This is a genomic window from Comamonas sp. F1-6, assembly GCF_039581415.1.
Lineage (GTDB): Bacteria > Pseudomonadota > Gammaproteobacteria > Burkholderiales > Burkholderiaceae_C > Comamonas > Comamonas thiooxydans.
Genome location: NZ_JBCPWN010000011.1, coordinates 99,389 through 124,801 on the forward strand (window position 1 = coordinate 99,389; position 25,413 = coordinate 124,801).

27 protein-coding genes are annotated in these 25,413 nt (G+C 63.7%); 8 read left to right on the forward strand and 19 right to left on the reverse strand.

Annotation, left to right across the window (positions count from 1 at the left end; translation table 11 throughout):
- Window positions 1–435 precede the first annotated feature (435 nt).
- Window positions 436–1,353, forward strand: a complete 918-nt coding sequence (locus AAIL66_RS13345) for a phosphoribosylaminoimidazolesuccinocarboxamide synthase (RefSeq protein ID WP_003067010.1) — start codon at window positions 436–438, stop codon at window positions 1,351–1,353.
- Window positions 1,354–1,499: 146 nt separating this feature from the next.
- Here the strand turns inward: AAIL66_RS13345 and AAIL66_RS13350 are convergent, their stop codons facing one another.
- From AAIL66_RS13350 to AAIL66_RS13365, 4 genes are all read right to left on the reverse strand, one after another.
- Complete coding sequence (locus tag AAIL66_RS13350; RefSeq protein ID WP_003067008.1) at window positions 1,500–1,985, reverse strand: hypothetical protein; 486 nt, start codon at window positions 1,983–1,985, stop codon at window positions 1,500–1,502.
- A gap of 77 nt (window positions 1,986–2,062) precedes the next feature.
- Window positions 2,063–3,034, reverse strand: coding sequence for a tripartite tricarboxylate transporter substrate binding protein (locus tag AAIL66_RS13355; protein WP_045839366.1), 972 nt, complete (start codon window positions 3,032–3,034; stop codon window positions 2,063–2,065).
- 67 nt (window positions 3,035–3,101) lie between these two features.
- A complete protein-coding gene (locus AAIL66_RS13360; protein ID WP_034382323.1) occupies window positions 3,102–3,476 on the reverse strand; it encodes a hypothetical protein in 375 nt (124 codons plus the stop codon).
- A gap of 15 nt (window positions 3,477–3,491) precedes the next feature.
- On the reverse strand, window positions 3,492–4,853 hold the full coding sequence (locus tag AAIL66_RS13365) for an acyclic terpene utilization AtuA family protein (protein WP_034350900.1): 1,362 nt from the start codon (window positions 4,851–4,853) through the stop codon (window positions 3,492–3,494).
- A gap of 125 nt (window positions 4,854–4,978) precedes the next feature.
- On the opposite strand from AAIL66_RS13365, the gene AAIL66_RS13370 reads away from it, so the two are divergent.
- Window positions 4,979–5,866 carry a LysR family transcriptional regulator gene (locus tag AAIL66_RS13370; protein ID WP_034350902.1) on the forward strand — a complete coding sequence of 296 codons (888 nt, stop codon included), beginning with the start codon at window positions 4,979–4,981 and terminating at the stop codon, window positions 5,864–5,866.
- Window positions 5,867–6,048: 182 nt separating this feature from the next.
- Here AAIL66_RS13370 and AAIL66_RS13375 read toward each other — a convergent pair whose 3' ends face one another.
- The 3 genes from AAIL66_RS13375 to AAIL66_RS13385 all read right to left on the reverse strand — a co-directional run bounded on the left by AAIL66_RS13375 (window position 6,049) and on the right by AAIL66_RS13385 (window position 8,894).
- A complete protein-coding gene (locus tag AAIL66_RS13375; RefSeq protein ID WP_343496919.1) occupies window positions 6,049–7,095 on the reverse strand; it encodes a pirin family protein in 1,047 nt (348 codons plus the stop codon).
- Between the two features lie 147 nt (window positions 7,096–7,242).
- Entirely contained in the window at window positions 7,243–7,959 is a 717-nt protein-coding gene (locus AAIL66_RS13380; RefSeq protein WP_343496920.1) for a glutathione binding-like protein, read from the reverse strand.
- 50 nt (window positions 7,960–8,009) lie between these two features.
- Window positions 8,010–8,894 carry a LysR family transcriptional regulator gene (locus AAIL66_RS13385; protein ID WP_003066996.1) on the reverse strand — a complete coding sequence of 295 codons (885 nt, stop codon included), beginning with the start codon at window positions 8,892–8,894 and terminating at the stop codon, window positions 8,010–8,012.
- Window positions 8,895–9,057: 163 nt separating this feature from the next.
- Between AAIL66_RS13385 and AAIL66_RS13390 the strand changes: the two genes are divergently transcribed.
- On the forward strand, window positions 9,058–9,867 hold the full coding sequence (locus AAIL66_RS13390; RefSeq protein WP_343496921.1) for a substrate-binding domain-containing protein: 810 nt from the start codon (window positions 9,058–9,060) through the stop codon (window positions 9,865–9,867).
- Window positions 9,868–9,933: 66 nt separating this feature from the next.
- On the opposite strand, the gene AAIL66_RS13395 is transcribed toward AAIL66_RS13390, so the two are convergent.
- Window positions 9,934–10,464, reverse strand: coding sequence for a DUF1439 domain-containing protein (locus AAIL66_RS13395; RefSeq protein WP_034405690.1), 531 nt, complete (start codon window positions 10,462–10,464; stop codon window positions 9,934–9,936).
- Window positions 10,465–10,741: 277 nt separating this feature from the next.
- On the opposite strand from AAIL66_RS13395, the gene AAIL66_RS13400 reads away from it, so the two are divergent.
- Window positions 10,742–11,413, forward strand: coding sequence for a DUF924 family protein (locus AAIL66_RS13400; protein ID WP_343496922.1), 672 nt, complete (start codon window positions 10,742–10,744; stop codon window positions 11,411–11,413).
- Window positions 11,414–11,418: 5 nt separating this feature from the next.
- Here the strand turns inward: AAIL66_RS13400 and AAIL66_RS13405 are convergent, their stop codons facing one another.
- From AAIL66_RS13405 to AAIL66_RS13440, 8 genes are all read right to left on the reverse strand, one after another.
- On the reverse strand, window positions 11,419–12,522 hold the full coding sequence (locus AAIL66_RS13405; protein ID WP_034350912.1) for an acyltransferase: 1,104 nt from the start codon (window positions 12,520–12,522) through the stop codon (window positions 11,419–11,421).
- Between the two features lie 435 nt (window positions 12,523–12,957).
- Complete coding sequence (locus tag AAIL66_RS13410) at window positions 12,958–13,728, reverse strand: sterol desaturase family protein (RefSeq protein ID WP_034405649.1); 771 nt, start codon at window positions 13,726–13,728, stop codon at window positions 12,958–12,960.
- A gap of 50 nt (window positions 13,729–13,778) precedes the next feature.
- Window positions 13,779–14,741 (reverse strand): transporter substrate-binding domain-containing protein, encoded by a 963-nt coding sequence (locus AAIL66_RS13415; RefSeq protein ID WP_343496923.1) that lies wholly within the window; start codon window positions 14,739–14,741, stop codon window positions 13,779–13,781.
- Window positions 14,742–14,896: 155 nt separating this feature from the next.
- A complete protein-coding gene (locus AAIL66_RS13420; protein WP_343496924.1) occupies window positions 14,897–15,733 on the reverse strand; it encodes a tRNA-uridine aminocarboxypropyltransferase in 837 nt (278 codons plus the stop codon).
- Window positions 15,734–15,814: 81 nt separating this feature from the next.
- Window positions 15,815–16,597 (reverse strand): hypothetical protein, encoded by a 783-nt coding sequence (locus tag AAIL66_RS13425; protein ID WP_343496925.1) that lies wholly within the window; start codon window positions 16,595–16,597, stop codon window positions 15,815–15,817.
- Between the two features lie 72 nt (window positions 16,598–16,669).
- Window positions 16,670–17,281: a class I SAM-dependent methyltransferase gene (locus AAIL66_RS13430; RefSeq protein WP_343496926.1), complete on the reverse strand. Its 612-nt coding sequence runs from the start codon at window positions 17,279–17,281 to the stop codon at window positions 16,670–16,672.
- A gap of 163 nt (window positions 17,282–17,444) precedes the next feature.
- The gene (locus AAIL66_RS13435; protein WP_019042688.1) at window positions 17,445–17,687 is read right to left on the reverse strand and encodes a hypothetical protein; all 243 of its coding nucleotides are present in this window, start codon (window positions 17,685–17,687) and stop codon (window positions 17,445–17,447) included.
- A 251-nt stretch (window positions 17,688–17,938) separates the two neighbouring features.
- Entirely contained in the window at window positions 17,939–18,313 is a 375-nt protein-coding gene (locus AAIL66_RS13440; protein WP_034350925.1) for a VOC family protein, read from the reverse strand.
- Window positions 18,314–18,416: 103 nt separating this feature from the next.
- Between AAIL66_RS13440 and AAIL66_RS13445 the strand changes: the two genes are divergently transcribed.
- The 3 genes from AAIL66_RS13445 to AAIL66_RS13455 all read left to right on the forward strand — a co-directional run bounded on the left by AAIL66_RS13445 (window position 18,417) and on the right by AAIL66_RS13455 (window position 21,115).
- Window positions 18,417–18,992 (forward strand): flavin reductase family protein, encoded by a 576-nt coding sequence (locus AAIL66_RS13445; RefSeq protein ID WP_034405657.1) that lies wholly within the window; start codon window positions 18,417–18,419, stop codon window positions 18,990–18,992.
- Window positions 18,993–19,239: 247 nt separating this feature from the next.
- Window positions 19,240–20,058: a hypothetical protein gene (locus AAIL66_RS13450; RefSeq protein ID WP_343496927.1), complete on the forward strand. Its 819-nt coding sequence runs from the start codon at window positions 19,240–19,242 to the stop codon at window positions 20,056–20,058.
- Complete coding sequence (locus AAIL66_RS13455) at window positions 20,051–21,115, forward strand: PAS domain-containing protein (RefSeq protein ID WP_034405660.1); 1,065 nt, start codon at window positions 20,051–20,053, stop codon at window positions 21,113–21,115. The genes AAIL66_RS13450 and AAIL66_RS13455 overlap by 8 nt, the downstream gene beginning before the upstream one ends.
- Window positions 21,116–22,019: 904 nt before the next feature.
- On the opposite strand, the gene AAIL66_RS13460 is transcribed toward AAIL66_RS13455, so the two are convergent.
- A complete protein-coding gene (locus tag AAIL66_RS13460; protein ID WP_343496928.1) occupies window positions 22,020–23,027 on the reverse strand; it encodes an NAD(P)-dependent alcohol dehydrogenase in 1,008 nt (335 codons plus the stop codon).
- 163 nt (window positions 23,028–23,190) lie between these two features.
- Between AAIL66_RS13460 and AAIL66_RS13465 the strand changes: the two genes are divergently transcribed.
- Window positions 23,191–23,589: a helix-turn-helix domain-containing protein gene (locus AAIL66_RS13465; protein WP_197483923.1), complete on the forward strand. Its 399-nt coding sequence runs from the start codon at window positions 23,191–23,193 to the stop codon at window positions 23,587–23,589.
- A 103-nt stretch (window positions 23,590–23,692) separates the two neighbouring features.
- Here AAIL66_RS13465 and ycaC read toward each other — a convergent pair whose 3' ends face one another.
- Together ycaC and AAIL66_RS13475 are read right to left on the reverse strand one after the other, a co-directional pair.
- The gene (ycaC, locus tag AAIL66_RS13470) at window positions 23,693–24,322 is read right to left on the reverse strand and encodes an isochorismate family cysteine hydrolase YcaC (protein WP_034350937.1); all 630 of its coding nucleotides are present in this window, start codon (window positions 24,320–24,322) and stop codon (window positions 23,693–23,695) included.
- Between the two features lie 82 nt (window positions 24,323–24,404).
- Window positions 24,405–25,313, reverse strand: coding sequence for a pirin family protein (locus tag AAIL66_RS13475; protein WP_034350940.1), 909 nt, complete (start codon window positions 25,311–25,313; stop codon window positions 24,405–24,407).
- Window positions 25,314–25,413: the final 100 nt, after the last annotated feature.

Below are 25,413 nucleotides of genomic sequence, written 5' to 3' on the forward strand. Positions count from 1 at the left end.
ACACTCCTTAGCTCTCGGTGAAATCACTGCGGTTTCACAGCGCCTGATGGCTGTGCCGCAGCCTGGCAGTTCGGAATGCGCATTCGTCTTTGCTGTGAACCCACTATGCGCCCGCCCCACGCCAAAGGCAACGAAATGACCGTGATAGCGCAGGCTCGCCAGGGGCCTTGTTTGTCGGTTTGATGACAGGCGGTTTTGACGCCACAATGAGTGGCTTTGGCCCGCATGCAAGGGATACGCCAGCATGCCCCAGGGCCTCGATCGCAGCAGGCGCGCACTGGCAAAGACCGTGACCGTCCAAACCCCTGCCTGCGCCATTAAAATCGCGTTTTTACGCAGCCGCCTCTCGGGCCTGCGACGCTGGCAGCCCCTTGGGCTTTCAGGCGCCTGCTGACCGACTGCACGCCTGAATTGCCTGACAGCCCTATCTCGACCATGACCACCCAGCCCTCCGCCCTGCATACCTCCAACATTGCCTCGCTGCCCCTGCTCGCACGTGGCAAGGTCCGCGACAACTACGCCGTGGGCGACGACCGCATCCTGATGGTGGCCTCCGACCGCCTGTCCGCCTTTGACGTGATCATGGGCGAGCCCATTCCCGGCAAGGGCGTGCTGCTGACGCAGATGGCGCTGTTCTGGTTCGACAAGCTGGGCCATATCTGCCCCAACCACCTGACCGGCGAAGCGCCCGAGTCCGTGGTCAAGCCCGAGGAAGTCAAGCAGGTCGAAGGCCGCTCCATGCTGGTCAAGCGCCTCAAGCCCGTGCTGATCGAAGCCGTGGTGCGCGGCTATCTGGCCGGCAGCGGCTGGAAGGAATATCAGGAATCGCAATCGGTCTGCGGCGTGAAGCTGCCTGCCGGCCTGACCAACGCGGCCAAGCTGCCCGAGCCCATCTACACCCCCGCGGCCAAGGCCGAAATGGGTGACCACGACGAGAACATCACCTACGAGCGCACCGTGGAAATGGTGGGCGAGCAGCTCGCGGCCCAGATCCGTGACACCGCCATCCGCATCTACAAGGAAGCGGCCGAGATCGCGCTGACCAAGGGCATGATCATTGCCGACACCAAGTTCGAGTTCGGCCTGACCGAAGACGGCACCCTGGTGCTGATGGACGAGGTGCTGACGCCCGACAGCTCGCGCTACTGGCCTGTGGAAGGCTACGAGGACGCGCTGGCCAAGGGCGAGAACCCTCCCAGCTACGACAAGCAGTTCGTGCGTGACTGGCTGGAGCAGGCCCAGGTCAACGGCAAGGCCTGGGACAAGAAGGCTCCTGCGCCCCGCCTGCCCAAGGAGGTGATCGACAGGACGGCGGCCAAGTACCGCGAAGCGCTGGATCGCCTGACCGCCTGAGCGATCGGTCCCAAGCAGACAAAAGGCCCCCGGAACAGAAATCCGGGGGCCTTTTTGTTTTGATAGCAGCTTACGCCTTCAGACAAAGGATTTCAGCCTGAAATAATTCTGAAATCCTTTATGAGCATGCGCTGACAGCTATGTTTTCAGTGGTGATGGCCGTGGCCGCCGTGCACATGCTTGTGGGCGATTTCTTCCTCGGAGGCCGCACGCACCTCGTTGACCACTGCGCTGAAGCGCAGCGCGAAGCCGGCCAGAGGGTGGTTGCCGTCCAGCAGCACCACGGGGCCCTTGATCTTCACCACGTTGTAGATCTGGGGCAGGCCCTGGTCGTTGGTGCCGCGCAGCTGGCCGCCCACCTTCACGCCAGCAGGGAATTCACCTTTGGGAATGGTGCGCTTGAGGCTTTCGTCGCGCTCGCCGAAGGCGTCGGCCACGGCCAGATCCACGGTCACGACATCGCCTTTTTGCTTGCCGTCCAGAGCGGCTTCGACCTTGGCGAAAATGTTGTCATAGCCGCCGTGCAGATAGGCCACATCGCCCTTGTCCAGCAGTTTGACGGCCACGCCGCCCGCGAGCAGCTCGTGAATCTTGTAGTTGATGGTGACGGCAGTGTCTTTGGTGATGTTCATGACAATGGATTTCGAGTGGTGCGGTGTCTGACCCCGAGTCCGGCACCGCGCAAAGCTGCCATTGTCGGTGACTCGGGCTATTCCAGTGTCACGCCCGTGGCCTTAACCACGCCGCGCCATTTGTCCACGTCGGCGCGGATCTGCTGCGCGAAGGCCTCGGGCCTGCTGGCCACGGGCTCGGCGCCCAGGCTGCGCAGCTGCCGGGTCACCTCAGGGTCCCGCACGGCCTGGGCGACTGCGGTCTGCAGCGTGTCGAGCACCGCCTTGGGCGTTCCCGCCGGAGCCAGCAGGCCGAACCAGCCCGAGACCTCGTAGCCGGGCACGCTTTCGGCGACGGAGGGAATGTCTGCCGCCCCGGGCCAGCGCTGCGTCGTGGTCACAGCCAACGCCCGCAGCTTGCCGCTGCGCACGAAGGCGATGGTGGACGGCAGGTTGTCGAAGCCTGCCTGTATCTGCCCGCCCATGAGATCGGTGAGCATGGGCGATGCGCCCTTGTAAGGCACATGGGTCATGTCCACGCCCGCCATCATCTTGAGCAGCTCGGCGCTCATGTGCGGAGAGCCGCCGGGGCTGGTCGAGCCGAAGTTGATCTGCCCGGGCCTGGCCTTGGCCAGCGCCAGCAACTCGCCCAGGGTGCGCGCGGGGACGCTGGGATGGACCACGATGATGTTGGGCGTGCTGGCCACCACGGTAACGGGCGCGAAGTCCTTGACGGCGTCATAGGGCAGGTTCTTCTGCAGCGCCGAGTTGATGCCGTGCGAGCTGGCCGTTCCCATGACCAGGGTATAGCCGTCGGCGGCGGCCTGGGCCACGGCCACCGAGCCTATGGCACCGCTGGCGCCGGCCCGGTTTTCGACGACGAAGGGCTGGCGCAGCCGCTCGGACAGCTGGGCCGCCGCCAGCCGTGCGATGATGTCCGTGGTGCCTCCTGCCGGATAGGGCACGATGATGCGAACGGGCTTGGCGGGATAGGCCGTGGCCTGCGCGAGGGCCACGCCCGCGCAGGCCGCCATGGCCAGCGCGGCGGCGCGAAACAGATGCAAGGTCATTGCGGTGTCTCCTGGTGGAGTTTTATGGAATATGCGGCGGATGCCCGTACTGGATGTCGGCGCCAGTTCAGCCCGGCGCACGGCGGCGCAGCAGCGGCGCCAGCACTGCGGGCACGAGCAGTTCGAAGCCCAAGATGGCCGCCGACAGCGCCTTGCCGTAGTTGTCCACCGACAGGCTGCGCGAGACGCCGCCGCCCAGCGCACCGTGCGCCACGAAGTTCAGCGCGTGCAGGTTATCGGCCTCGTAGCGCAGCACCTCGCCGGTGATGACCCGGCCATGGAAGGCCTTGAAGCGTTCGGCGCTCAGTTGCTGCTTGAGCAGCGCATAGAGCTCGGGCTCGTAGGCAAACACCGCGATGTTGGAAGTATTGCCCTTGTCGCCCGAGCGCGTATGCGCCACCTGCTCCAGCGGCACCCGGATGTCCTGGTTCATGTCCTGCATGCTTTGCTCCCCTGCTCAGCTCGTGAAGTAGTCGATATGCGCCGTCACCTGCTCGCGCGGCACCAGTGAGGACCACACGCCTATCACCTCGCGCGTGCGCTCCTGGTGCGGCACGCGCTTGCCGGTGTGGGCAATCCCCGAGACCGCCATGCCGTCCACTTCCCGCCCCACCTTGACTGCCTCCTCGCGCGAACGGGTGCGTGCCGCCACGCGCACGGCCACTTCATAGGGCTCGGGCGCATCCACCGGCGTGGCAGCGCCATGCACGGCATTCAGGCCCAGGAAGTCGATGCGTACCTCCTCGGCATCGAGCTTCACGATGCGCAAGCGCTCCTCCAGGATGCGCCTGGCCAGTTGGGCGCGGCGCAGCGCGCCGGGGCCGGCGTAGAAGAACATGTCCTCGCCGATGAAGCCCTCCGTGCATCCCATGGAGACCTTGAGCGTGGGTGTGCGTGGCTTGCCCGTGAGCCCCGTCACGCGCACGCGGTCCGGCGCCAGTTGCTCAATGCGGGCCTGCGTGAAGTCGACCACCACATCAGGCGTGATGTAGTTCGCCGGGTCGTGCACCTCGTAGAGCATCTGTTCCTTGACTGTCTGCGGGCTGATCATGCCGCCCGTGCCGTCCACCTTGGACAGGGTCACGCCGCCTTCGGCATCGACCTCGGCGATGGGAAAGGCCAGGTTCCAAGGCTCGGGCACGTCCTTGAGGCCGGGGTCCGCAAAATACCCCCCGGTGACCTGAGCCCCGCACTCCATCAGATGGCCTATCGCACTGCCGGCACCCACGCGCTCATGGTCCAGCAGGTCCCAGCCGAACTCATGCACCATTGGAGCCAGGAACAGCGAAGGGTCGGCCACGCGGCCCGTGACCACGATCTGCGCACCTTCCGCCAGAGCATCGACGATGGGAGCGGCCCCGAGATAGGCTTCGGCCGAGATCAACGAGTGGGCAATGCTCTGCGTGGGGGCACCGGTCTCCAGGATGGTCGGGGCCAGCGACAGCACGCGGTCGGTGATCAGGCTGCCGCCCACGGCCGCCACCTTGACGCCGGTGATGCCCAGCTCGCGCAGCAGCTCGACGATGCGCCGTGCCGCGCCCTGCGGGTTGATCCACCCCTGATTGGAAATGATCCGCGTGCCCTGGCGCATGCAGGCAGGCAGCACGGCGCGCATGCGGTCGTCGAGATAGGTGTCGTAGCCCGGGAAGGACGGGTCCCGCCGGGCCCTGACCTGCGCGGCCGAGACCGTGGCCTCGGCCATGGTCTCGAAGCACAGGTAATCGAGCCGGCCACGCTCGGCATTGAGGGCGGCGGGCTCGATCCGGTCGCCCCACCAGGCGGCTCCCGCGCCTATGCGCAGGATCTTGCTGTCATTCATTGCGCTTGTCTCCGTTGTTCCCCAGACCCGGGGCTGAGACCATTCTGTACAGTCGTTTTTCAAGAGACAACGCATGCGCGCGCACAGCGCATGTGAATCAAATTCACAGGGGGCGAAGACCTTAGATGGACCAGTTCGGCGAGATGACGGTATTCCTGCGCGTGATCGAAGAAGGCAGTTTTTCCGGTGCCGGCAGAAGGCTAGAGCTGTCGCCTTCGGCGGTGAGCAAGCTCATCGCTCGCCTGGAGGCACGCCTTGGCGTGCGGCTGTTCGAGCGGATTGCCGGAGCCATACGCCTGACCCAGGAAGGCGAGCACTTTCGCATCGCCAGCCAGCGCGTGGTGCAGGCCATGGAGCAGGCTGAGGCCTGTGTGCGCGTGGCCGATGCCGAAATCTCGGGCACGGTGCGCATCCATACGGCGCTGACCACGGCCAAGTACCTGGTGGCGCCGCGTCTGCATCTGCTGATGGACCGGCACCCGCGCCTGCACCTGGATTTCGTCCTTGGCACGGAGCGCGGCGACTTCGTGCGTCAAGGCATAGACGTAGCCATCCACAGCGGCAGGCCTACGGAGCAGACACTGATCGGCCGCCCGCTGATGCTCAGGCCCTGGGTGATAGCCGCAGCGCCGCAGTACCTCCAGCGCTTCGGCCATCCCGAGCAGCCCGAGGACCTGCTGCAGCACCGCTGCCTGAACTTCACCATACGCACGCAGTGGAACCGCTGGACCTTCCACGAGGAAGGCGGGCTCAAGACCATAGACATTCCCAGCCACATCGGAGCCAACCAGGGCGAGCTGTTGCGCAGCCTGGCGCTGCTGGGCCACGGCGTGGTGCGGCTGGCCCACTTCCATATCGCCGCCGACCTGGAGCGCGGAGCCCTGGTGCCGCTGCTGCAGCAGTTCCAGGAGCGCAGCGAGGACGACCGCTTCTATCTGCTGTATCCGCGCGGCAGATCCCTGGCACCGCGCGTGCGCGCCGTGGTGGATTTCCTCGCAGGGGAGTTCGGCTGAGCGGATGCCCCCAGGCATTGCCGCGCACATTCAAGCAGGCTGCGCCCCCTTTCTGGGCACCGCCCGCAGGGACGCAGTCCATGCCCGCGCGCGCGAACACGAACAATACCGGCATGGCCGGTGCTTAGGGAACTGGGCCGCACGCCGGAGGCTGCCAGCTTCAGGCCCTGAGCCTGGCCACATCAGGCGCCGGGAGGCAGCTCCTCGACCTCGGCCCCCGGGTAGCGCGCAAAGCGGCGGTTCTCGCTGCCATGCACAGGATCGTTGTCCTTCCAGGGCCAGCCGCCGAACTGGGTGCGGCGGTAGTCCTGCATGGCCTGCATGATCTCCTCCTGCGTGTTCATCACAAAGGGGCCGTATTGCGCCACCTTCTCGCCAATCGGCTTGCCCTGCAGCAGCAGCAGCTCTGCACTGACATCGCCGGTGTTGACCAGCTCCAGCTCGCGCTGAGCATCGACATGCATGGCCAGATGTCCGTTCACGGCTTCGCCACCCACAGTCATGCTCTTGCCTACGAAGAAGTAGAGCATGCGGTGAGTTTGGTCACCTGCTGCCCTGGGCAGGGTCCAGCGGGCACCGGGCTCCAGCTCCAGCGTCCAGATGACCACATCGCTGCCGGCCTGGGAGGCCCAGGATTCGGGCGGAGGCGGCAAGGCCTTGTCCGCACCGTCCAGGGCACCAGCCACTACGGTCACGGTGGTCTTACGGCCCGCCGCATCGCTGAAGCTCAGGCGCGGGATCTGCTCGTTCCAGAACATGGTGAAGTGGGGCTCCACCATCTTGTTCCTGGCGGGCAGGTTCAGCCAGATCTGGAACAGCTCCAGCGGATTGGGCTTGTCGCTGTTCAGCAGCGGGAACATCTCCGAATGCTGGATGCCCTTGCCGGCCGTGAGCCACTGCACATCGCCTCCGCCAAAGCGCGCGGCCGCGCCCAGCGAGTCCGCATGGTCGATGCGGCCCTTGCGCACCAGGGTCACGGTCTCGAAGCCGCGATGCGGGTGGCCCGGAAAGCCCGGAATCGGCTCGCCGTGGTACATGGAGAAGCCGTTGCGGGCGCTGAAGTCGCTGCCCATCTCGCGCCCCTCGAACTCCACGGCCTGCACGCCCATCTTTCCGTTGCTGGCCGGATAGCTGTCATCGTGGTGAGCGCAGAACAGAAAGGGGTCTAGGCAGGGCCAGCGCGGACCCAGCGGGGCACTTTCCAGAATGGGTTGACGATTCGTGGTCATGGAGTTCTCCTCTTGAGAGGCCGCAGCCAGCTGCAGGGCCTTAAGTCTCGAAGATAAGGCCAGACCATGGGTTTGAAAGACATCACCGCTGGGACAGTACTTGCCGCTTTTGCAACAGCGGCAAGCCCGTACTGCCCTGGTCGGCGCTCAGCCGCGCGGCGGAATGTTCAGGCCTTTTTGCGTCGCCGGGCGGGCCATGAAGGCCTTGAGCACGCGCTGCAGCTCTGGAAATCCGTTCCAGCCCACCAGCTCGGCGGCGTTGTAGCCGTTCTCGTCGACCATATTGCGCACCCAGGGCCAGATGGCGATGTCGGCAATCGTGAGCTGCTCGCCCATGATCCACTCGCGGCCCTGCATGCGCTGCTCCAGCACGCCCAGCAGGCGTTTGGACTCGTTGATATAGCGGTCGCGCGGGCGCTTGTCCTCGAAGTCCTTGCCCGCGAACTTGTGGAAGAAGCCGACCTGGCCGAACATGGGTCCCACGCCGCCCATCTGGAACATCAGCCACTGCAGCGTCTCGTAACGCGCCGCGGGGTCGGCGGGCAGCAGCGGGCTGCCGCTCTTCTCGGCCAGGTAGATCAGGATGGCCGCCGACTCGAACAGCGCCAGTGGCTTTCCACCCGGGCCTTGCGGGTCGATGATGGCGGGAATCTTGTTGTTGTGGAAGGTGCCGACAAACTCCGGCGTGAGCTGGTCATTAGTCTGGAAGCTGACCAGATGCGCCTCGTAGGGCAGCTGCATTTCCTCCAGCGCAATCGACACCTTCACGCCGTTGGGCGTGGGCAGCGAATACAGCTGGATGCGCTCGGGGTGCTGCGCGGGCCATTTGCGGGTCACGGAAAAATCGGCAAGGGTGCGGGTCATGCGGCTGGCTCCTGAAAAAGGGTTTGCCGCATCGTAACGGCAGAGGCCGCTCAGCGCAGCAACTGCCAGAACATCTGCACGCAAGGTGATGGTGCCTGCTGCATGCTGACCAGCGCAATGCGCGAGTGGCGCGCGGCATCGGCCAGCGGTTGCAGCACCACGCCGGGCGGGCAGATGCGCTCATAGACGCTGGGCACGATGGATAGCCCCAGGCCGGCGGCCACCAGTGCCAGCATGGTCGAGGTCTCACGCGCCGGCTGGGCGATGCGCGGCACAAAGCCGGCCTCGCTGCACAGCGCCAGAATATGTTCGTGCAGGCCGCCGCCGAGCACGGCCGGGTGCAGCACAAAAGGCTGGTCGGCCAGGCTGCTCAGTGCCAGTGCTTCGCCCGCAGCCGCCTTGGCATGTGCCACCGGCAGGGCCAGCTTCAGCTCATCGCGCCACAGCGTCTGCTCCCTAATCGGCACGGGGATGCGAAACGTCGGCGAGGGACGCATGAAGCCGATGTCGATCTGCCCCGCCGTCAATGCCGCGATCTGCTCGCCCGTGGTCATATGCTGCAGATCCAGCTCCACCTGCGGGTGGCGGCTGCGAAAGTCGCGCAACATGGTGGAGAACTCGTCAAACAGCGGCACCGATGCCGTGAAGGCGATGCGCAACCGCCCCGCCAGGCCATGAGCCGCCATGCGCACCAGCTCGCCCGCCTGCTGGTGCAGCTCCACGATCTGCCGCGCCTTGTCCTGCAGCAGCAGGCCTGCCGGCGTCAGCGCCACGGCGCGGCGCGAGCGCTCGAACAACTGCGCCCCCATCTCCTGCTCCAGCAGACGGATCTGCTGGCTCAGCGGGGGCTGGCTCATATGCAAGCGCTGGGCCGCACGGCTGAAATTCAGCTCCTCGGCCACAGCCAGAAAACAGGTCAGACGGCGCAAATCCATAGGACGATTTTCGTATCAAGTCCAGACGCAAACGGTATTGGACGCAATAACCGCAGCTTTTCACAATCCGGTCAGCCGCAGCAGCCATGACGAAAGTAGCTGCCTGCGTTGATTCCAAAAGGGTTCAAGGCCTATCCCGCCCGCCCAATACAGAGAGACATTGATGAAGCCGTTTCCCCTTTTCACCGTCCGCCGAGCCCTGCTGATCAGCGCTGTGGCGCTGGCCGCAGGCTGCGCCCAGCAGCCAAGCAGCACGCCCAAGGAGCCTGTGCGTCTCATGACCTCGGGCGGCTTCACCGCAGCGCACAAACTGCTGGCGCCTCAGTTCACGGCCCAGACCGGCCTGGCGGTGGAGTCGGCCTATGGCTCCTCCATGGGGGCCTCGCCCACCTCCATTCCCAATCGCCTGAGCAAGGGAGAGAAGGCCGATGTGGTGATTCTGGCGCGCGGCGCGCTCGACGATCTGGCCGCCAAGGGCCTGGTGCGCAACGGCACCCAGATCGACCTGGTGCGCTCTGCCGTGGGCGTGGCCGTGAAGAAGGGTGCCCCCATCCCCGACATCAGCAGCGAGGACAAGCTGCGTCAGGTGCTGCTCAACGCCAAGAGCATTGCCTATTCGGCCAGCGCCAGCGGCACTTACTACGAAACCCAGATGCTCAAGAAACTCGGCATTCACGATCAGGTCATGCCCAAGAGCAAGAAGATCGTGACCGAGCGCGTGGGCACCATCGTGGCGCGAGGCGAAGCCGAAATCGGCCTGCAGCAGGTCAGCGAACTGCTGCCCATCGAGGGCATCAGCTATGTCGGCACCCTGCCCGATTCGGTGCAGCACTACACCATCTTCTCGGCCGGCACGGCCAGTACCTCCACCAACGCGCAGGGGCTGGAGCAACTGCTCAAGTACTACACCTCGCCAGCCGCCGCCAAGACGATTCGTGACACCGGCCTGGAGCCCGTCGCCAAGCCCCGCTGAGCGCCGCAGTTCCCGCAAAAAAGCCCGCCAGGCAGACGCCTGCGGGCTTTTTTGTCACCTGGCAGCTCAGCGCTTGCTGCCCGCACTGGCCTTCTGCACCAGGGCCACTGTCAGTCCCTGGGCGGTGACGGTGATGGCGCCAGGCTCCATGGCCAGCGCATCCACCAGGGCCAGATCCTGGTCCTGCAACTGATAGAGCACTACCTGACCCATGGCCTGCTCAGCCAATGCCGTGGCATAGGTGCCCAGCATATCGCTGAGCGCGGGCGACAGCCCGTCCATGCTGAGCTGGTTGACCTTGATCTGGTGGGCGCGCAAGGTGCGGTCAGTGGGCTCATAACGCAGCGCGAAATCGACATTGAGCAGGCCGCTGTACTGCTCCTTGAGCACCTTGCCGCTGAGCTCGGCCGGGATCACGGCGTTGAGCATATTGCGCTCGGGCAACATGCTCAGCTGCGGCGCCTTCAGGTCCAGTTGCAGCAAACCCGCCACGGGGAACTGCCTGGGGAAACGCCTGGCCAGCATCTCCTGCAGCTTCTGCTGGCTCACGCTCACGCTGCTGGGCACGGACTTGCCCGAGCAGCCCGTGGCAGCCATTCCCAATCCCAACACTGTCACCGCCAACCATGCGCGCCGATTCATCACGACCACCGAACTCCGTAAAACCTGATTCAAAACCCATGCAAACACTTGATAAACCAACGCTGTCAGCTATGGTTTTTGATCAATCCATTGTCTCTGAGCCTGCTATTCCACAGAGTCTCGATGGGTGTTCGCAGTTCCCTATCTGATGCAATCTGCAGGTAAAAGACTGTTATCTAACGTCCGACGCCATCCAGGGTTGACTGTCAACGCTAGCGGCAGTGCATGCACAATGATTTGCATGACTGCAAATTCCCTTCCCGTCAGCCATGAGGCGCTGACCGCCGCCGCCCAGGACACCAGCCTGCCCGACCAAGTTCTGACCCAGTGGTTCGGCAGCCCCAGGCCTGGCAATGCCGATGCCCTGAAGCACAAGGCGCAGTGGTTCACCAAATCGGCGGCCTTCGACGAGGAGCTGCGCCAGCGCTTTGGCACTGCCGTGGAAGCCGCCCTGGGCGGTGCACTGCAGCACTGGGCAACCCAGGGTCCATGGCAGCAGCTGGCATTGGTGATCCTGCTGGACCAGTTCACGCGCAATATCCACCGCAACACTCCCAAGAGCTTTGCCGGTGACGCGCAGGCCCTGGCACTGGCGCTGCAGGCAATCGACGCCGGCAGCGACCGGCTGCTGCCCGAGGTGGTCCGCGTCTTTATGTATCTGCCGCTGGAGCATGCCGAAGACCCGGCCATGCAGCAACGCAGCGTGGCCGCCTTCGAGGCTTTGCTGCAGAGCGCCACGGACACCGAATTGCGCGAATATCTGGCCGGCACGCTGGACTACGCCCATCGCCATCAGGTGGTGATAGAGCGCTTTTGCCGCTTCCCGCACCGCAACAGCATTCTGGGCCGCGCCAGCACCTCCCAAGAGGCCGAGTACCTGGCCCAGCCCGGCTCAGGCTTCTAGAGCAATCACGAGCCGCGCGTAGCCTCGCGCAGCGCGGGCTCCTGGCGCGCCTGAGGCTGGCGCTCAGGCTTCTTGCTCGCTCCCAGGTCGCGGTGGCGCATGGCCCAGCGCTCCACCGTGTAGAACGACAGTGCCGACAGCGCGGTAGAGATCAGCAGGCCTGCGACCACGGTCACGGGCCAGGAGTAATCGGCGCGCAGATAGCGCACCACCGGGTAATGCCAGAGGTAGATGCCATAGGACAGCTGGCCCAGCTTGATGAGCACCGGTGCCGTCAGCATCTCATAGACCAGTCCCGCGGGCTTTTGCACGGCCAGCAGCACGACCAGGGCCGCGCATTCCACCACCGTGATGCCCCAGACCATGGCGTGCTGGTTGTCCCACTCCAGCTCCATGATCAGCGGTACGGCCAGCACAAACCACATGGTGTAGGCGCGCAGCGACTGCAGACGCTCTACCCATTGCGGGCGCTCCATCATCAGCGCCGCCAGCAAGGCGCCGGCCAGCAGACCCGAGGCCCGCGTGTCGAAGCGGAAAAAGATTTCGTAGAACTGCTGGCCCTGCACCACCCAGAAGATGCGCCACAGCGTACTCAGCAGCCACAGCGCCGCAAGCGGCGCCCAGACTCGGCCAGGCGTGGCCTTGCGCAGCAGCAGAACCAGCAGCGGCGGCCAGATCAGATAGAAATGCTCCTCCACCGACAGCGACCACATGTGCAGCAGCGTGTCCGGACTGTCGAAGAAGGCAATGCCGTAATCGGCCAGATAGAGAATGGAGACCAGGGCGTCCGAATAGATGTCCGTGAGATCGGGCCAGATAAAAGGCGCGAACACACAGTAGGCTCCAAGGAACAGCGCCAGCGCAGGCATGAGCCGGAAGAAGCGGCGACGGTAAAAGCGCCAGTAATCGAGCTTGCCATGCTGCCGATACTCCATCAGCAGCAAGGAGGTGATCAAAAAACCGCTGAGCACGAAGAACAGATCGACGCCGAAGAAGGCGCCATCGAACATCGGGGCATGTGCATGCGAGAGCAGCACCAGCACAATGGCTATGCCTCTCAATCCATCGAGCGCTGGGTTGTAGCGCAGCTTGAACGCCGACTCCACCAAAACCGGACACCTTTCCTTTCGCCCAGGCACGGGCCGGGCTTGCAGACAAACAATCACAGCCATGCACAAGACATGGCTGAAGCAGTATTCAGAGTTTGAGCAAAGAGGCAGTAACAGCTCTTTGCAGCGACCCGGGGGTCACTGAGCGCATGAAAACGCGCTCGGGGGTGCCGGAACCTGGCAGGCGATTTGTCTGCTTCAGCTCACTGACGGTGAGACGGCAGATTGTTATGGATGCCCACAGCCAGACGGCTTGGCGTCTGTTGACAGGTGAACAGACCGGGCCAATTTGAACAGATTTTTGCCACCGCCCCAAACCAGGGGCAGAGCTTGCCGGGCTCTGGCAGGGTCTTGGCAAGCCGTGTTAACAATTAAGAACAAAAACAGCATGCCGAGCTCCACCCATCAGCATCATCAGCTATCAAATTCGAAGCTTCAGGATGACTTGCGGCGCCCGCAGGCGGGCGCACTCTGGTGAACATCGCGCCACAGCAGCATCTCGGCCACGCGCTCGGACTTGTCGTCATCAAAGCCCAGCTTCTGCGCGCGCTCGGCGGGGTTGGTCCAGGTGCCGAACAGCATGTCCCACAGCGGCAGACCGTAGTTCTGCGCATGGTGGCCATGCTGATGGTGCACGGTATGCATTTCCGGGCGCTGCAGCACATAGCCAAGCCAGCGCGGCGTGCGCATGTCGGCATGGGTGAACAAGTCGAAGGCCGCCGTCAGTCCCAGGGCCACGGCCGCCGCCGCCGGGCTGGCACCCAGCACCCAGTAGCTGGAGATCACGCTCAGCAGCATGGCAGCGCAGGAGTCCAGCGGGTGGGCGTAGAACGAAGTCAGCACCTCGATGCGGCGCGCGCTGTGATGCAGCTGGTGGAACACGCGCCACAGCAGATCCGAGGCATGGGTGGCGCGGTGCCACCAGTAAAAGACAAAGCTGGTGATGAAAAAACTCAGCAGCCCCACCAGCAGCGGGTTCCAGCGTGCCCCCACATCGAAAAGCGCATGCTGGCGAATGCGCTCCTCCAGCAACCAGCCCAGAACCAGCGTGCAGACCAGCGTCAGCGCGCCCAGGGCGCTGCTGTAGATCAGCCAGCGCCGGTCGCAGAGATTGCGCGAGGCGGGCGCAATCACCTCGCGCGTGAAGACTGCCACGAACAGCAGCGCAATCAGCGGATAGACCAGGTACTCCAGCACGGCAATCATTCCCCTTGAGGTTTGCCATGCAGTCTATCGACTGGCGCCGCTCCAGTGCTTTATTGGGGCAATACGAACTGCTCCAGCGGCGTGTCGTTGGGCGCGGCCAGCTGTTTCTTGAGCACCTCGCCCATGGGCAGGTTCAGATTCACGTTCTTGGGCGCAATGGGCTGCATGAACCACTTGGCGTAGAGCTTGTGCATCTCGCCCGAGCGGATCATCTGCAAGATGGCGCCGTCCACGGCCTTCTTGATCTGCGGGTCGTTCTTGCTGAACTGGATGGCAATCGGCTCGGCACCAATCACCTCGCCCACGATCTTGTAGCCCTTGGGATTCTTGCTCTGACCGATCACGCCGGCCAGCATGTTGTCGTCCAGCACAAAGGCATCGACGCGGCCCGACTCCAGCATCAGAAAGCTCTCGAACTGGTCCTTGCTCATCAGCGTCTTGAAGTTCAGCTCGTTGTCGTTGGCGTATTTGCGCAGAATCTGCACCGCCGTCGTGCCCGTGATGGCGCCCACATTACGCCCCTGCAGCTGCTTGAAGGAGGTGATGCCCGAGTCGGCACGCACGGCCATGCGCACCTCGCTGACATAGGTGGTCAAACCAAACGCCACCTGCTTCTGGCGCGTGAGGTTGTTGGTCATGCTGGCGCAATTGAAATCGGCCGTGCCGTTGTTGATCAGCGGCATGGTGTTCTGCGGCGTCAGCACCATGTACTTGATCTGGGCCCTGGGCGCGATCGCATGCACCACGCGCTCGCAGAGGTCCATGTGATAGCCGACGAACTTCTCGTTGGCACCGATCGCGTAGGACATGGGGACAGCGGCTTCGCGCACGCCCAGCACCACGGTGCCGCCGGCCTGCCAGCGCTGCAGCGTGGGCGATGCGGACAGATCCACGGCCGTGTCGATATTGGCACCGATAGTGGAACTCGCCGCTTCAGTCTTGCCCGCAGCCATGGCCGAACCCGCACATACCAGCGCTGCTGCCAGCCCAACCCATTTCAAGGACATGCCCATCACCCACTCCCAAAAACAAAAGCGCCGAGACCCCTGGTCATCGGCGCTCATCACCAACCCGATCCGGCACACACCTCATGCAGTCATGAGGCCCTGGCCCGATTGTCCTTGTTCGCTTATTGCTTTGAGTGGAATGCTTATGCCTGCACAGCGCTTCATGCGTCGCGTTTGGCGGGGACGGCCCCCATCAGTTCACGCAGGCGCTGGTGGGCGCTGCTGACCTCATCGACCGGCTGCTGGTGCTTGGCCTGCAGATAGCGCTCGGTAAACACCCCCAGATAGCTCTCCAGTACCTGGCCGGCCTGCACATCGCCGGCATCGCCCACCAGCTCCAGACACAGCGCCGCCACCTCGCTGGTGCAGAAATGGTCGTCGCGCTTGGATCTGCGCAATTGGTAGCGAGAGATCAGATCCGGGTGCAGGCTGAGCACGGGAAAGCCATCGAGATACGGGCTTTTGCGAAACATCTTGCGCGCCTCCGACCAGGTCGCGTCCAGCAGTATGAACAGCGGGCGTCTGCCGGGCTGCAGCGCACGGCTGTCGCCGCCGTCCAGCGTCTCCAGCACACGCTCTGCAGGCTCTGCATATTCACCGGGGAAGACCACATAGGGCTGCCATTGCGGATCGGCCAGCAAGGCCTCCAGTTGGGGGTCCAGCTCGGTGCGCGACCAGCCGAAGGCATGGGTGTCCTGCACCACGTCGGCAATCAGCCAGCCCGTGTTGCTGGGTTTGAGCGGCTCGGCATCATGCATCAGCAGGCAGAAGGCCGCGCGCGTGGCCAACTCGGGGCGCAGCGCGCACATGCAGTGGGAGGGGCGCAAACGGCAGCCCTCGCAGCGCTCGCCCTTGGGGCCGCCACGCGCCAGAAACGGACGCGTGCTGCGCGCCAGCCGTGCCTGGCGCAAGCGCGAGACGGCATGCGGGGGCAACGTGGAGGCAACGCTTTTCTGCGGGGTCAGAGTGGCGGAGGACAAAGGCGTGGAAGCGGGCAAGACAGACACCAGCAGGTTCGGACAGATGCCCGGATTGTCCCGCCTTTGCCAAATCCAGTGCTGATGCTGCAGGAGTGCCGCTTAGTCGCAGTCGCCCTGCTCGAAGGTCGGACCACGGCCAAAACTGAACACCGTGGGCCTGGCATTCCTGAGTCCGGCGGAAATCACATTCCTGAAGCGATCCGGCTCGCAGTTGAAGCGCGTGTCCAGCACATAGTCGTCGGACTCTGCCTTGACCATGGCATCGCGCCAGGCGGCAGTCGCATCCAGCACCTTGCCGTCCACCATGGGGGCCTGCACCGAATAATTGATGAAGTTGGTCAGGCGCGAACCCTTGGCCTCCAGATACACCACAGGGTCGGCGGCATTGCCGCACAGCGTCAGGCAGTCGGCGTAGTAACGGCTGTCCAGCAAGGGCTCGAAGCTGCCGAAAGTCAGATCGCCGAGCTTGATGTCGGGCTGGCCCTCGGACACGTTCAGCACGCTCTTGAGCGAGAGATTGCAGCTGGGTGCGATATCGATCTCGACAGACTCGATCACCTTGTCGGCCTCGTCGCTGACCAGGGTGATATCGCAGCCGTCGGTGCGGAACTGGTGGCGGTGGAATTCCGAGCGCATGGCCGGGCCGGCGATCTTTTGCACATAGGCCAGATTCATGCCTATGGCCTCGGTGCTAAACAACTGGTCGATCACACGCCTGGCTTCTGCGGCAGGCGGTGCCGGCGCAGGGGCTGGCGCAGTTGCGGGGGCCTGTGCCGAGGGCGCGGCGCCCTCGGTCTTGGAGTCCGAGCAGGCCAGAAGCAAGGCAGCGCCAGCCATGGCAGCGGTCCAGACTCCGCAGCGTTTGATCCAGCGATGAGGCATCTGCATATCCTTGTGAGTTCGCAAGCCCCGCAATATAGGTGCAGGCCCCGAAATCACCAAGAACCAGAGGCTTCAGCCCCCAATGCACTCCAGCTCGAACAGCGGCATATCGGCCTGACGACTCAGCCATACGCCGCCGCCCAGCTCCTTGAAGTGAGGCTGCAGGCCGCGGCGGTACAGCTCGGCGCGGTGGCGATACAGGCGCGGGTCGGTCAGTTCCTCGTCGATGATGTCGCGCTCGTAGTCCTCGCGTGCCACAGCCTCGATGTAGAGCCCGCCGCGCGACAGCCGGCCCAGATTGGCCAGCGCCTTTTTCAGGTCAGTCGGACTCAGATAGGGCAGCACGCCCTGGCAGATCACCAGATCGAAAGGCTGGCCATCTTTGGGCTGCCAATCCACCACCGAGCCCTGCTCCCAGCCATAGCGCTCGCACAGATAGGGACTGAACTCCACGCCCTGATACTGCACGCCCGGAAAGTGCTTTTGCACCGCCTCGCGCCACAGGCCTATGCCGCAGCCCACATCAAGCACCCGCTGCACGGGCACGCGCAGATACGCAAGATACGAGCAGACAAACGCACCCAGCCGCCGCGCGTGCTCGGGATCGATCACGCTGGTCTTTTTGTCAAAATAAAAGCGCTGGTAATACGCCTCGTCAAACCACTCGTTGCTTGCTGATTGCACGCAGCCTCCTTCAAAAAACAAACGGCGCCCGAAGACGCCGAAACTTCAAAAACCGACGCTGACTCAGGAAAGAGACAGCCAGCAAGGGCCTGGGCGGCCCCGCCGCCCCGCAGCGATGGCTTTCGTCCCCCGCCGGGGCAAGGCGCGCAGCGCCTCAGGGGAGTTAAATTCTGCCGACCACGGACCAGCCCTTGCGCTGGTCCTGCTTGTTGTTCTCATAGTCCCACACCGTGCCGCAGCGCTCGCAGACATAGCGGGTCACCGTCGCCGTGGTCGAGCCGCGCTCCTCCTTGCGGTTGCCGCGCTGCATCAGTTCGGCATGGCCGGGGGCTTTGCGCCAGTTGCGCTGAATGCCGGCACAGGCGTCGCACAGATGGTCTTCGGCAGGAGTGGTGGTGTTGGTCATGAAAAAACTACTGAATGTGGTGCAGGCCCCGGACATACGCCCGCGCTGCAAAGCAGCCATTGTGCCGCCTGCCCCGGTTTTGCACCGGCAGCGGGCACAGCATCACCGCTTGCAGGTCGGGCATGACCGCACTCCATGTTGCCGTTCGTGGTTCAAGGCCTTGCCCTGCAAGCGCAGACAGCTCCTGTTTTTGATCCCCTCCACTGAAGATAAAAAGGCCGCTTGCGCGGCCCTGGTTCAGGCAGCCTGGATCAGACCTTCGCGGGGCGATAGGCCAGGCAGATCTTGTTGCCGTCTGGGTCGCGCAGATAGGCCAGATACATGGAGTCGCCGCGCCAGCCCGGCGCGTCCTCGATCGACACACCACCCGCAGCCAGGCCTGCCGCATGGGCCGCATTCACCTGATCGGTGGACTGGGCCAGAAAGCCCGTGGTCGCACCATTGCCCGAGCTGGCCGACTCGCCGTTGATGGGCGTGGAGATGGCAAACACGCCCGTGGGGCTGCGGTAGAAGAAGCGGTTCTTGTTGGCAACGCCGGGCGCAATGCCCAGCTGACCCAGCAGCGCGTCGTAAAAGCGCTTGCTGGACTCCAGATCATTTACACCCAGCATGATGTGGCTAAACATGGTTGTCTCCTGGAAAAGCCCTGTTTCGGGCGAAGATGGGAAATCAGCAAGCCATCGTAACGGGAGCTTGCCGTCCTCTTCTGTCACCCATATTCAGCCCGCCATGCTGCCAGACCATTTCACCCCGGTTCCCCTGGACAAGTCCTACCGCCTGCTCAACCACGGCCCCACAGTCATCGTCTCGGCCCAGCATGCGGGCGAGCGCAATGCCATGAGCGCTGCCTGGGCCTGCGCGCTCGATTTCGCACCGCCCAAGATCAGCGTGGTGCTCGACAAGGCCACGCGCACGCGTGCGCTGGTCGAGGGCAGCAGCCTCTTTGCCGTGCAACTGCCCACCGTACCCCAGGCCGCGCTGACGGTGGGCATAGGCACGGACAGCGCCGTCACCGAACCCCACAAACTCGTCAAACATGGCGTGCAGCTTTTCGACGCACCGGGCTTAGCTGTACCGCTTGTGGCTGGCTGTGCCGCCTGGCTGGTCTGCAAGCTGATCCCCGAGCCACATAACCAGCAAAGCTATGACCTGTTCATCGCCGAAGTCGTCGCCGCCTGGGCCGACGAGCGCGTGTTCCGCAATGGACACTGGGAGTTCGGCTCCGCGCCTGCCGAGCTGCGCACCCTGCACTATGTGGCGGGCGGGCAGTTCTTCGCGATTGGCGAATCGGTGCTCGTGAAATAGAAGCTCTCGTGGCCGTATCGCTTATGTATCAAGCGCCGGCAGCTATCAAAATAATGCGAACTTTGCCGTGACGGCCACTGACGCCCTCAGGCGCCCTGGCCCGCAGCGCCTGCACACCCGGGTCTTTGTAACCGCCTTGATTTAGACTGCATCACTGACTGACATATCAAGCAACCCATGACTGCAGGTGCCGTACCTCCGCACAGGGCAACGATCTCTGCTATCAATCACCGTGAAGTGACAGGCAATGGCGCAAGAGTTTTTTGATCCCGTGCTGTTCATCAAAGAAGATGCGCCGACGTCGGTCGATCTTTCGCAGACACCGTTTTTCTGCAATATCCACGGGTTCCCCCACTATTGCGCAGAGCCGCCCACAGGCTTGCAGCTGCTTGAGCCTGTCGCCAGTGACCCCACGGCCGTCATCGGCAACGCATACCGCGTCCTTTCTGCGACCACCACCCACCCCGACCCCAAGTACGGCAATCAGACCAGACTGGAGTTCCAGGCCGATCAGGTCGAGTACGAAGCCATTGCAGTCACGCATCAAACTGCAGCGGCGTTCGGCATGACGCTGATCGAGCCGGGCCAGGGAATTCGCATCACCAGCCCCCAACCACATCTTTCGCTGGTCGACTATGAGTACGGCATGTTTGCCGGACACCGCTCCCCCTATGAGGGAACCGGCTACCGCTTGCTGGGCAAGGTCTGTACCGACCTTGAGCATCACGATTTCCCACATGTCTTCACCTCCATCGACCCTCACCTGCCGCTGGTGATTTCGGTGGGGAAGTACTGGCCGGAGCAACAGAAAATCTGTCTCGCCGACCTCTGGCTGCCGCGCGGCATGGCCTTGTATGTGCCGCCCCGGCCCAATCTACCAGGGCAGACCTGCCTGGATCTGCACGGCAACCGCAACTCGGCCCTGGCCTGCTGGCGCGGGATAGAGCGCTCCAGCGTCAAAACCCAGACCCTGCTGCAGACCGAAGGCGGCTATTTCTACTGGTTCTGGAACGAGCTGCCCACCACCCACCCTCTTCTCGATCTTACAGGAGCGTCCCATGCTTGAAGCCCGCCCCCGCCTGCGCACCCTTGAACCCGACACGGACAACGGCCTCTACCAGACGCTGCTGGAATCCACCCTGGCGATTCCGTTCAAGATTGACTGGACCACGAAGAAATACAGCTATATCGGCCCGCAGATCGCTGATCTGCTGGGCTGGAGCCCCGAGAGCTGGGAGACCGTGAACGACTGGGCCGAACGCATCCACCCCGACGAGCGCGAGCAAACCGTCTCGCGCTGCGTGGAGCTGTGCCTGGCGGGTGTGGATCACGAGGCCGAGTACCGGGCGCTGACCAGCGACAACCGCTTTGTCTGGGTCAAGGAGGTCGTGCATGTGCTCTGCGACGAACAGGGCCAGCCCACAGCGCTGATCGGCTTCACCTTCGACATCACCGAGCAGAAAAAATCCGAACATTTGCGCGCCGAGCTGGAGGCCCAGAAGCTCTCCAACGCGCGCCTGCAGGAGCGCCTGCGCCTGACCCACGACCTGCACGACGGCCTGGGCGGCGAGCTGGTCCATATGATTGCTTCCGTCGAGCAGGGCAGCGATGCCATGACCCGGCCCCAGGTACTGTCCATGCTCAAGCTCATCCGCAACGATCTGCGCCAGAGCATAGACAGCAACGCCTCGGCCCAGGTGCGCGTGCCAGCCACTCCACAGGAATGGCTGGCACCCTTGCGCCGCCGCTTCAACGATCTGTTCGAGGCCCTGGGTGTGCGCTGCGACTGGCAGTTTCCGCAAAGCTGGAGTCAGCCGCCTAACGCGCTGCAATACCTGGCTCTGACCCGGCTGATCGAAGAGGCACTGACCAATGTCATCAAGCACAGCCAGGCCCGCCATGTGCGCCTGTCCCTGGTGCAACCGCAGGCGCAGGAGTTGCTGCTGGAGATCGAGGATGACGGCGTAGGCTTTGATGTGCAGGCCGTGGATGCATCGGGTCTGGGCGTGGGCATGCGCTCCATGGCCGTGCGCATTGCGCGGGTCGGCGGACTGCTGGGGATTGAGTCGTCGCCGGGGCGGACTGCTTTGACGGCGCGGGTGGTGTTGGGGGCTGAGGACTGAGCTTTTTGGGCTGTGGCGCCTATTTAGCAAGTACTGGCAGCTATCGATCTAGATTCATTTTTGTCGCCTGCGACAGAGGCCGGGCCTCGCCCCGGCAGGCGAGTTACCTTTCTTGCTCGCACAAGAAACGTAACCCAAAGAATGCGCCCCGACTGTCTGCGTCCCTGCGCTTCGCTGCGGGCAAACCTGCGTCACGCATTTCAGGCTGCGGTGCGGCAAAACTCGCTTTGCGCTACGCGCTCCGCTCAGACAGGTTGCCGCAAATTTGAAGACAAAGCATTGGCACTCTGCGGCGCCAATGCCCGCAGCCCGAACCGCGTGCTGCAGGCGCAGACACACGGGTGAATGCGGGCGGCCTGCGAGAGCTATGAGCAAATCGGGCTGTACCGCTTATTCAGCAAACGCAAGCAGCTATCAAAAGCACAAAGAAGCTATCCCGCATCCGGTATTGCCCCTTGTACCCACGCCTGCGACGGCAAGCGCTTGGTGCGGGCAGTTGCACCGCAGAGTGCAGCTGCATCGTCATCACTTCTGCGGCAACCTGCCTGAACGGAGCGCTGAAAGCGCGCAGCGAGTTTTGCCGCAAGCAGCAAGAGGTTGACGGCGCAGGTTGCCCCGTAGCGCAGCAAAGGGGACGTGGGCAGCAGGGACTGTCTTCTTTGCTTACTTTCTTGGGGGCGGCCTTCCGTCACAAGCAAGAAAGTGAGTCGGCAGGCGGGCCGAGACCCGCCCTCTGTCCATAAATCATGGCATATCGCCGAATAAACCAAACCAAGAACCTAATCCGCCTCTAGCCCGATAGCAGCAAGCACGGACAGCTATCCAAACAAAAAGGGCATGTGGCACCGCAGGAACCACATGCCCCATCATCCTCAAACCCAGGCGCACAAAGCGCCATCAGCCATCAATACTCGAGGCAGATCTTGCCGAAATGCCTGCCCGCTGCCTGATGCTCGAAGGCCGCCACCATCTGCTCCAGCGGATAGCGGCTGTCGATCACGGGCTTCCAGCCGAAGTTCTCCAGCGCGCGCACCATGTCCTGCTGCTGCTCGCGGCTGCCGACGATCAGGCCCTTGAGGGTTTGCTGCTTGCGCATCATCTCCACCGTGGGCACGGCGCCCGCAAAGCCGGTCAGCACGCCGATCAACGCGATATGGCCGCCCACGGCGCAGGCACGAATGGACTGGGGCAGAGTGCCCGGGCCGCCGACCTCGACCACGATATCGGCACCGCGACCGCCGGTGGCTGCCAGCACGGCGTCGCCCCATTCGGGCTGGTCCTTGTAGTTGATCACCAGATCGGCTCCCAATACCTTGAGCTGCTCGGCCTTGGCCGCGCTGGAGGTGGTGGCGATGACGGTGGCGCCCATGCTCTTGGCCATCTGCAACGCAAAGATGGAGACGCCGCCCGTGCCCAGCACCAGCACAGTGTCGCCGGCCTTGAGATGGCCGTCCACCACCAGTGCGCGCCAGGCCGTGAGGCCGGCCGTGGTCAGCGTGGCGGCCTCGGCATGGCTCCAGCCCTCGGGGGCATGGGTAAAGCTGGTGGCGGGCAGGTTCACGAATTCGCGTGCAAAGCCGTCCACGCCATCGCCGGGCACGAGCTGGAAGTCGGAGGGCACGTGACGGCCCGACAGCCATTGCGGGAAGAAGGTGGAGACCACGGCATCGCCCACGGCAAATTCCTTCACGCCTGCGCCCACTGCCGTGACCAGGCCTGCGCCGTCAGCCATGGGAATGCGGCCGTCGGCCGCCGCGCCGGGACGGCGCACCACGCCCAGGTCATGGTAGTTGAGCGAGCTGGCGTGAATGCGCACCTGGATCTCGCCCGCAGCAGGCGCCGCAGGTGCGGGCAGCTCGACAAGCTTCAGGTTTTCGAAACCGCCGGGCGCGGCCAGTTGCATGACTTTCATGGAGTGCTCCTCAAGAGGTGAAACAGATGCTTTGCATGGTGCCGTCAATGCGCATCCACCACCAGTACCAACATATTTGTTGGGTAGTATTAAAAATGTAAGCAATGCATGAATGCGGGCTGACGCTAGGATGCTTGCACTTTGGAACTGCAGCGAGGTGCCCATGAAACGATTGAACAGCAAGAGCGGCTGCGCCGTGGAGGTGACGCTGTCCGTCATGGGTGGCACCTGGAAGCCCATCATCCTGTTTCAGCTGCTGCACGGCAAAAAGCGCTTTGGCGAGCTGAGCCGTGCCATCCCCGGCATTACCCAGCGCATGCTGACACTGCAGCTGCGCGAGCTGGAAGAGGCCGGCATTGTGGAGCGCACGGTGTATGCCGAAGTGCCGCCGCGCGTGGACTATGCGCTGACCGAGCTGGGCCGCAGCCTGCAGCCGGTGCTGATCGCCATGCGCAACTGGGGCATCGCCTACAGCAAGAACTTTGCTCAGGCCGAGCCCATGCACGACACAGATCAGAACGGCGCAAGCTGCCTGCCAGACTTGAAGCAAAAACAGGCTTGAGCTCCTACCCATCAAACGTCAGCAGCTATCAATTCCAATAAATCGACAGCAAAAAGCCCGCAGGCTGCAAAAGCTTGCGGGCTTTGGTCTGAAGCCGCAGGGCTTATTTGCCGGCGGTCAGCGTGGTGTAGCTGTTGATCAGATTGCGGTAGTCGGGGATGTGGTTGGAGAACAGAGTCCCCAGACCTTCGATGTCGTTGCGCCAGTCGCGGTGCAGCTCGCAGGCCGCGCCGAACCAGGTCATGAGCTGGGCGCCGGCCTGCTCCATGCGGCTCCAGGCAGCCTGCTGGGTCATGCTGTTGAAGGTGCCCGATGCATCGGCAATGACGAACACCTCGAAGCCTTCAGCCAGGGCAGACAGCACGGGGAAGGCCACGCAGACCTCGGTCACCACGCCGGCGACGATAAGCTGCTTCTTGCCCGTGGCCTTGACGGCCTTGACGAAGTCCTCGTTGTCCCAGGCATTGATCTGGCCGGGACGCGCGATATAGGGGGCAGTGGGGAATTTTTCCTTGAGTTCGGGCACCAGCGGGCCATTGGGGCCGTTCTCGAAGCTGGTGGTCAGGATGGTCGGCAGCTTGAAGTACTCGGCCATGTCGGCCAGGGCCAGCACATTGTTCTTGAACTTGTCGGGGTCGATATCGCGCACCAGGGACAGCAGACCAGTCTGGTGGTCGACCAGCAGCACGGCGGCATTGTCTTTGTCGAGGCGAACGTAAGGCTTTTGGCTCATGGGAATCTCCTTCAAGAGTGGAGGTGGGTGAAAGCCGGCGGGCGCGCCCGCCGGTGGGAAAACTCGATACCGTGCGACCTGCTCAGGCCGCAGCGCCATGGCGCTCGACCGCCGGGATGCGGCCGAACTGGCCGCTGCGGAAGTCCTCCAGCGCCTGCTGGATTTCCTCGTCGCTGTTCATGACGAAGGGGCCGTAGCCGACCACGGGCTCGTCAATCGGTTCACCCGACAGCCACAGCAGCGTGACGTCGCTGTTGGCTTCCAGATGCACGCTGTCCGCAGCGCGGTCCATATGCACCAGCTGTCCGGCGCGGGCAATCTCCTGTCCGTTGACCAGCAGCGTGCCGTGCAGCACCACCAGCGCCAGCGTGTGGCCGACCCGGGCCTGCAGCTCGGTCGCGGCCCCGGCGTTCAGCCGCACATCCCAGACATTGATGGGCGTGAAGGTTTTCGCCGGGCCGCGATAGGCGGGCCCCTTGCTGCCACGGTAGTCACCGGCGATGACGCGCAGATGACCCGCGTCATCGGGCAGAGCGACCTGCGGGATGTCGGCATTCAGCAGGTTCTGGTAGCCGGGGGCGGACATCTTGTCCCTGGCCGGCAGGTTGACCCACAGCTGCACCATCTCCAGCGGTCCGCCGCTGCGTGCAAAGGCTTCGGAGTGGTACTCCTCGTGCAGGATGCCCGAGGCCGCCGTCATCCACTGCACATCGCCGGGGCCTATGGTGCCGCCGGCGCCCGTGGAGTCGCGGTGGGCCACTTCGCCCTCATAGACGATGGTCACGGTTTCGAAGCCGCGGTGCGGGTGCGTGCCTACGCCGCGCCGCGCCGTGGTGGGCGTGAAGCTCTGGGGACCGGCGTGATCGAGCAGCAAGAAAGGGCTCAGGGCCTTGCCGTGGTCGCCATAGCTGAACAGCGAGCGCACCGGAAAACCATTGCCCACCCAGTGGGGACGGGGAGCTTCGTAGACACCCAGGATTTTCTTGAGCATGACATTTCTCCTTGCGGCTGGCCTGCAGTCCCTATGGAGACCGTAGGCGTTGAACATGGAGAAAGTATGAATTTGGAACGATGACTTGAGTAGTCCACAA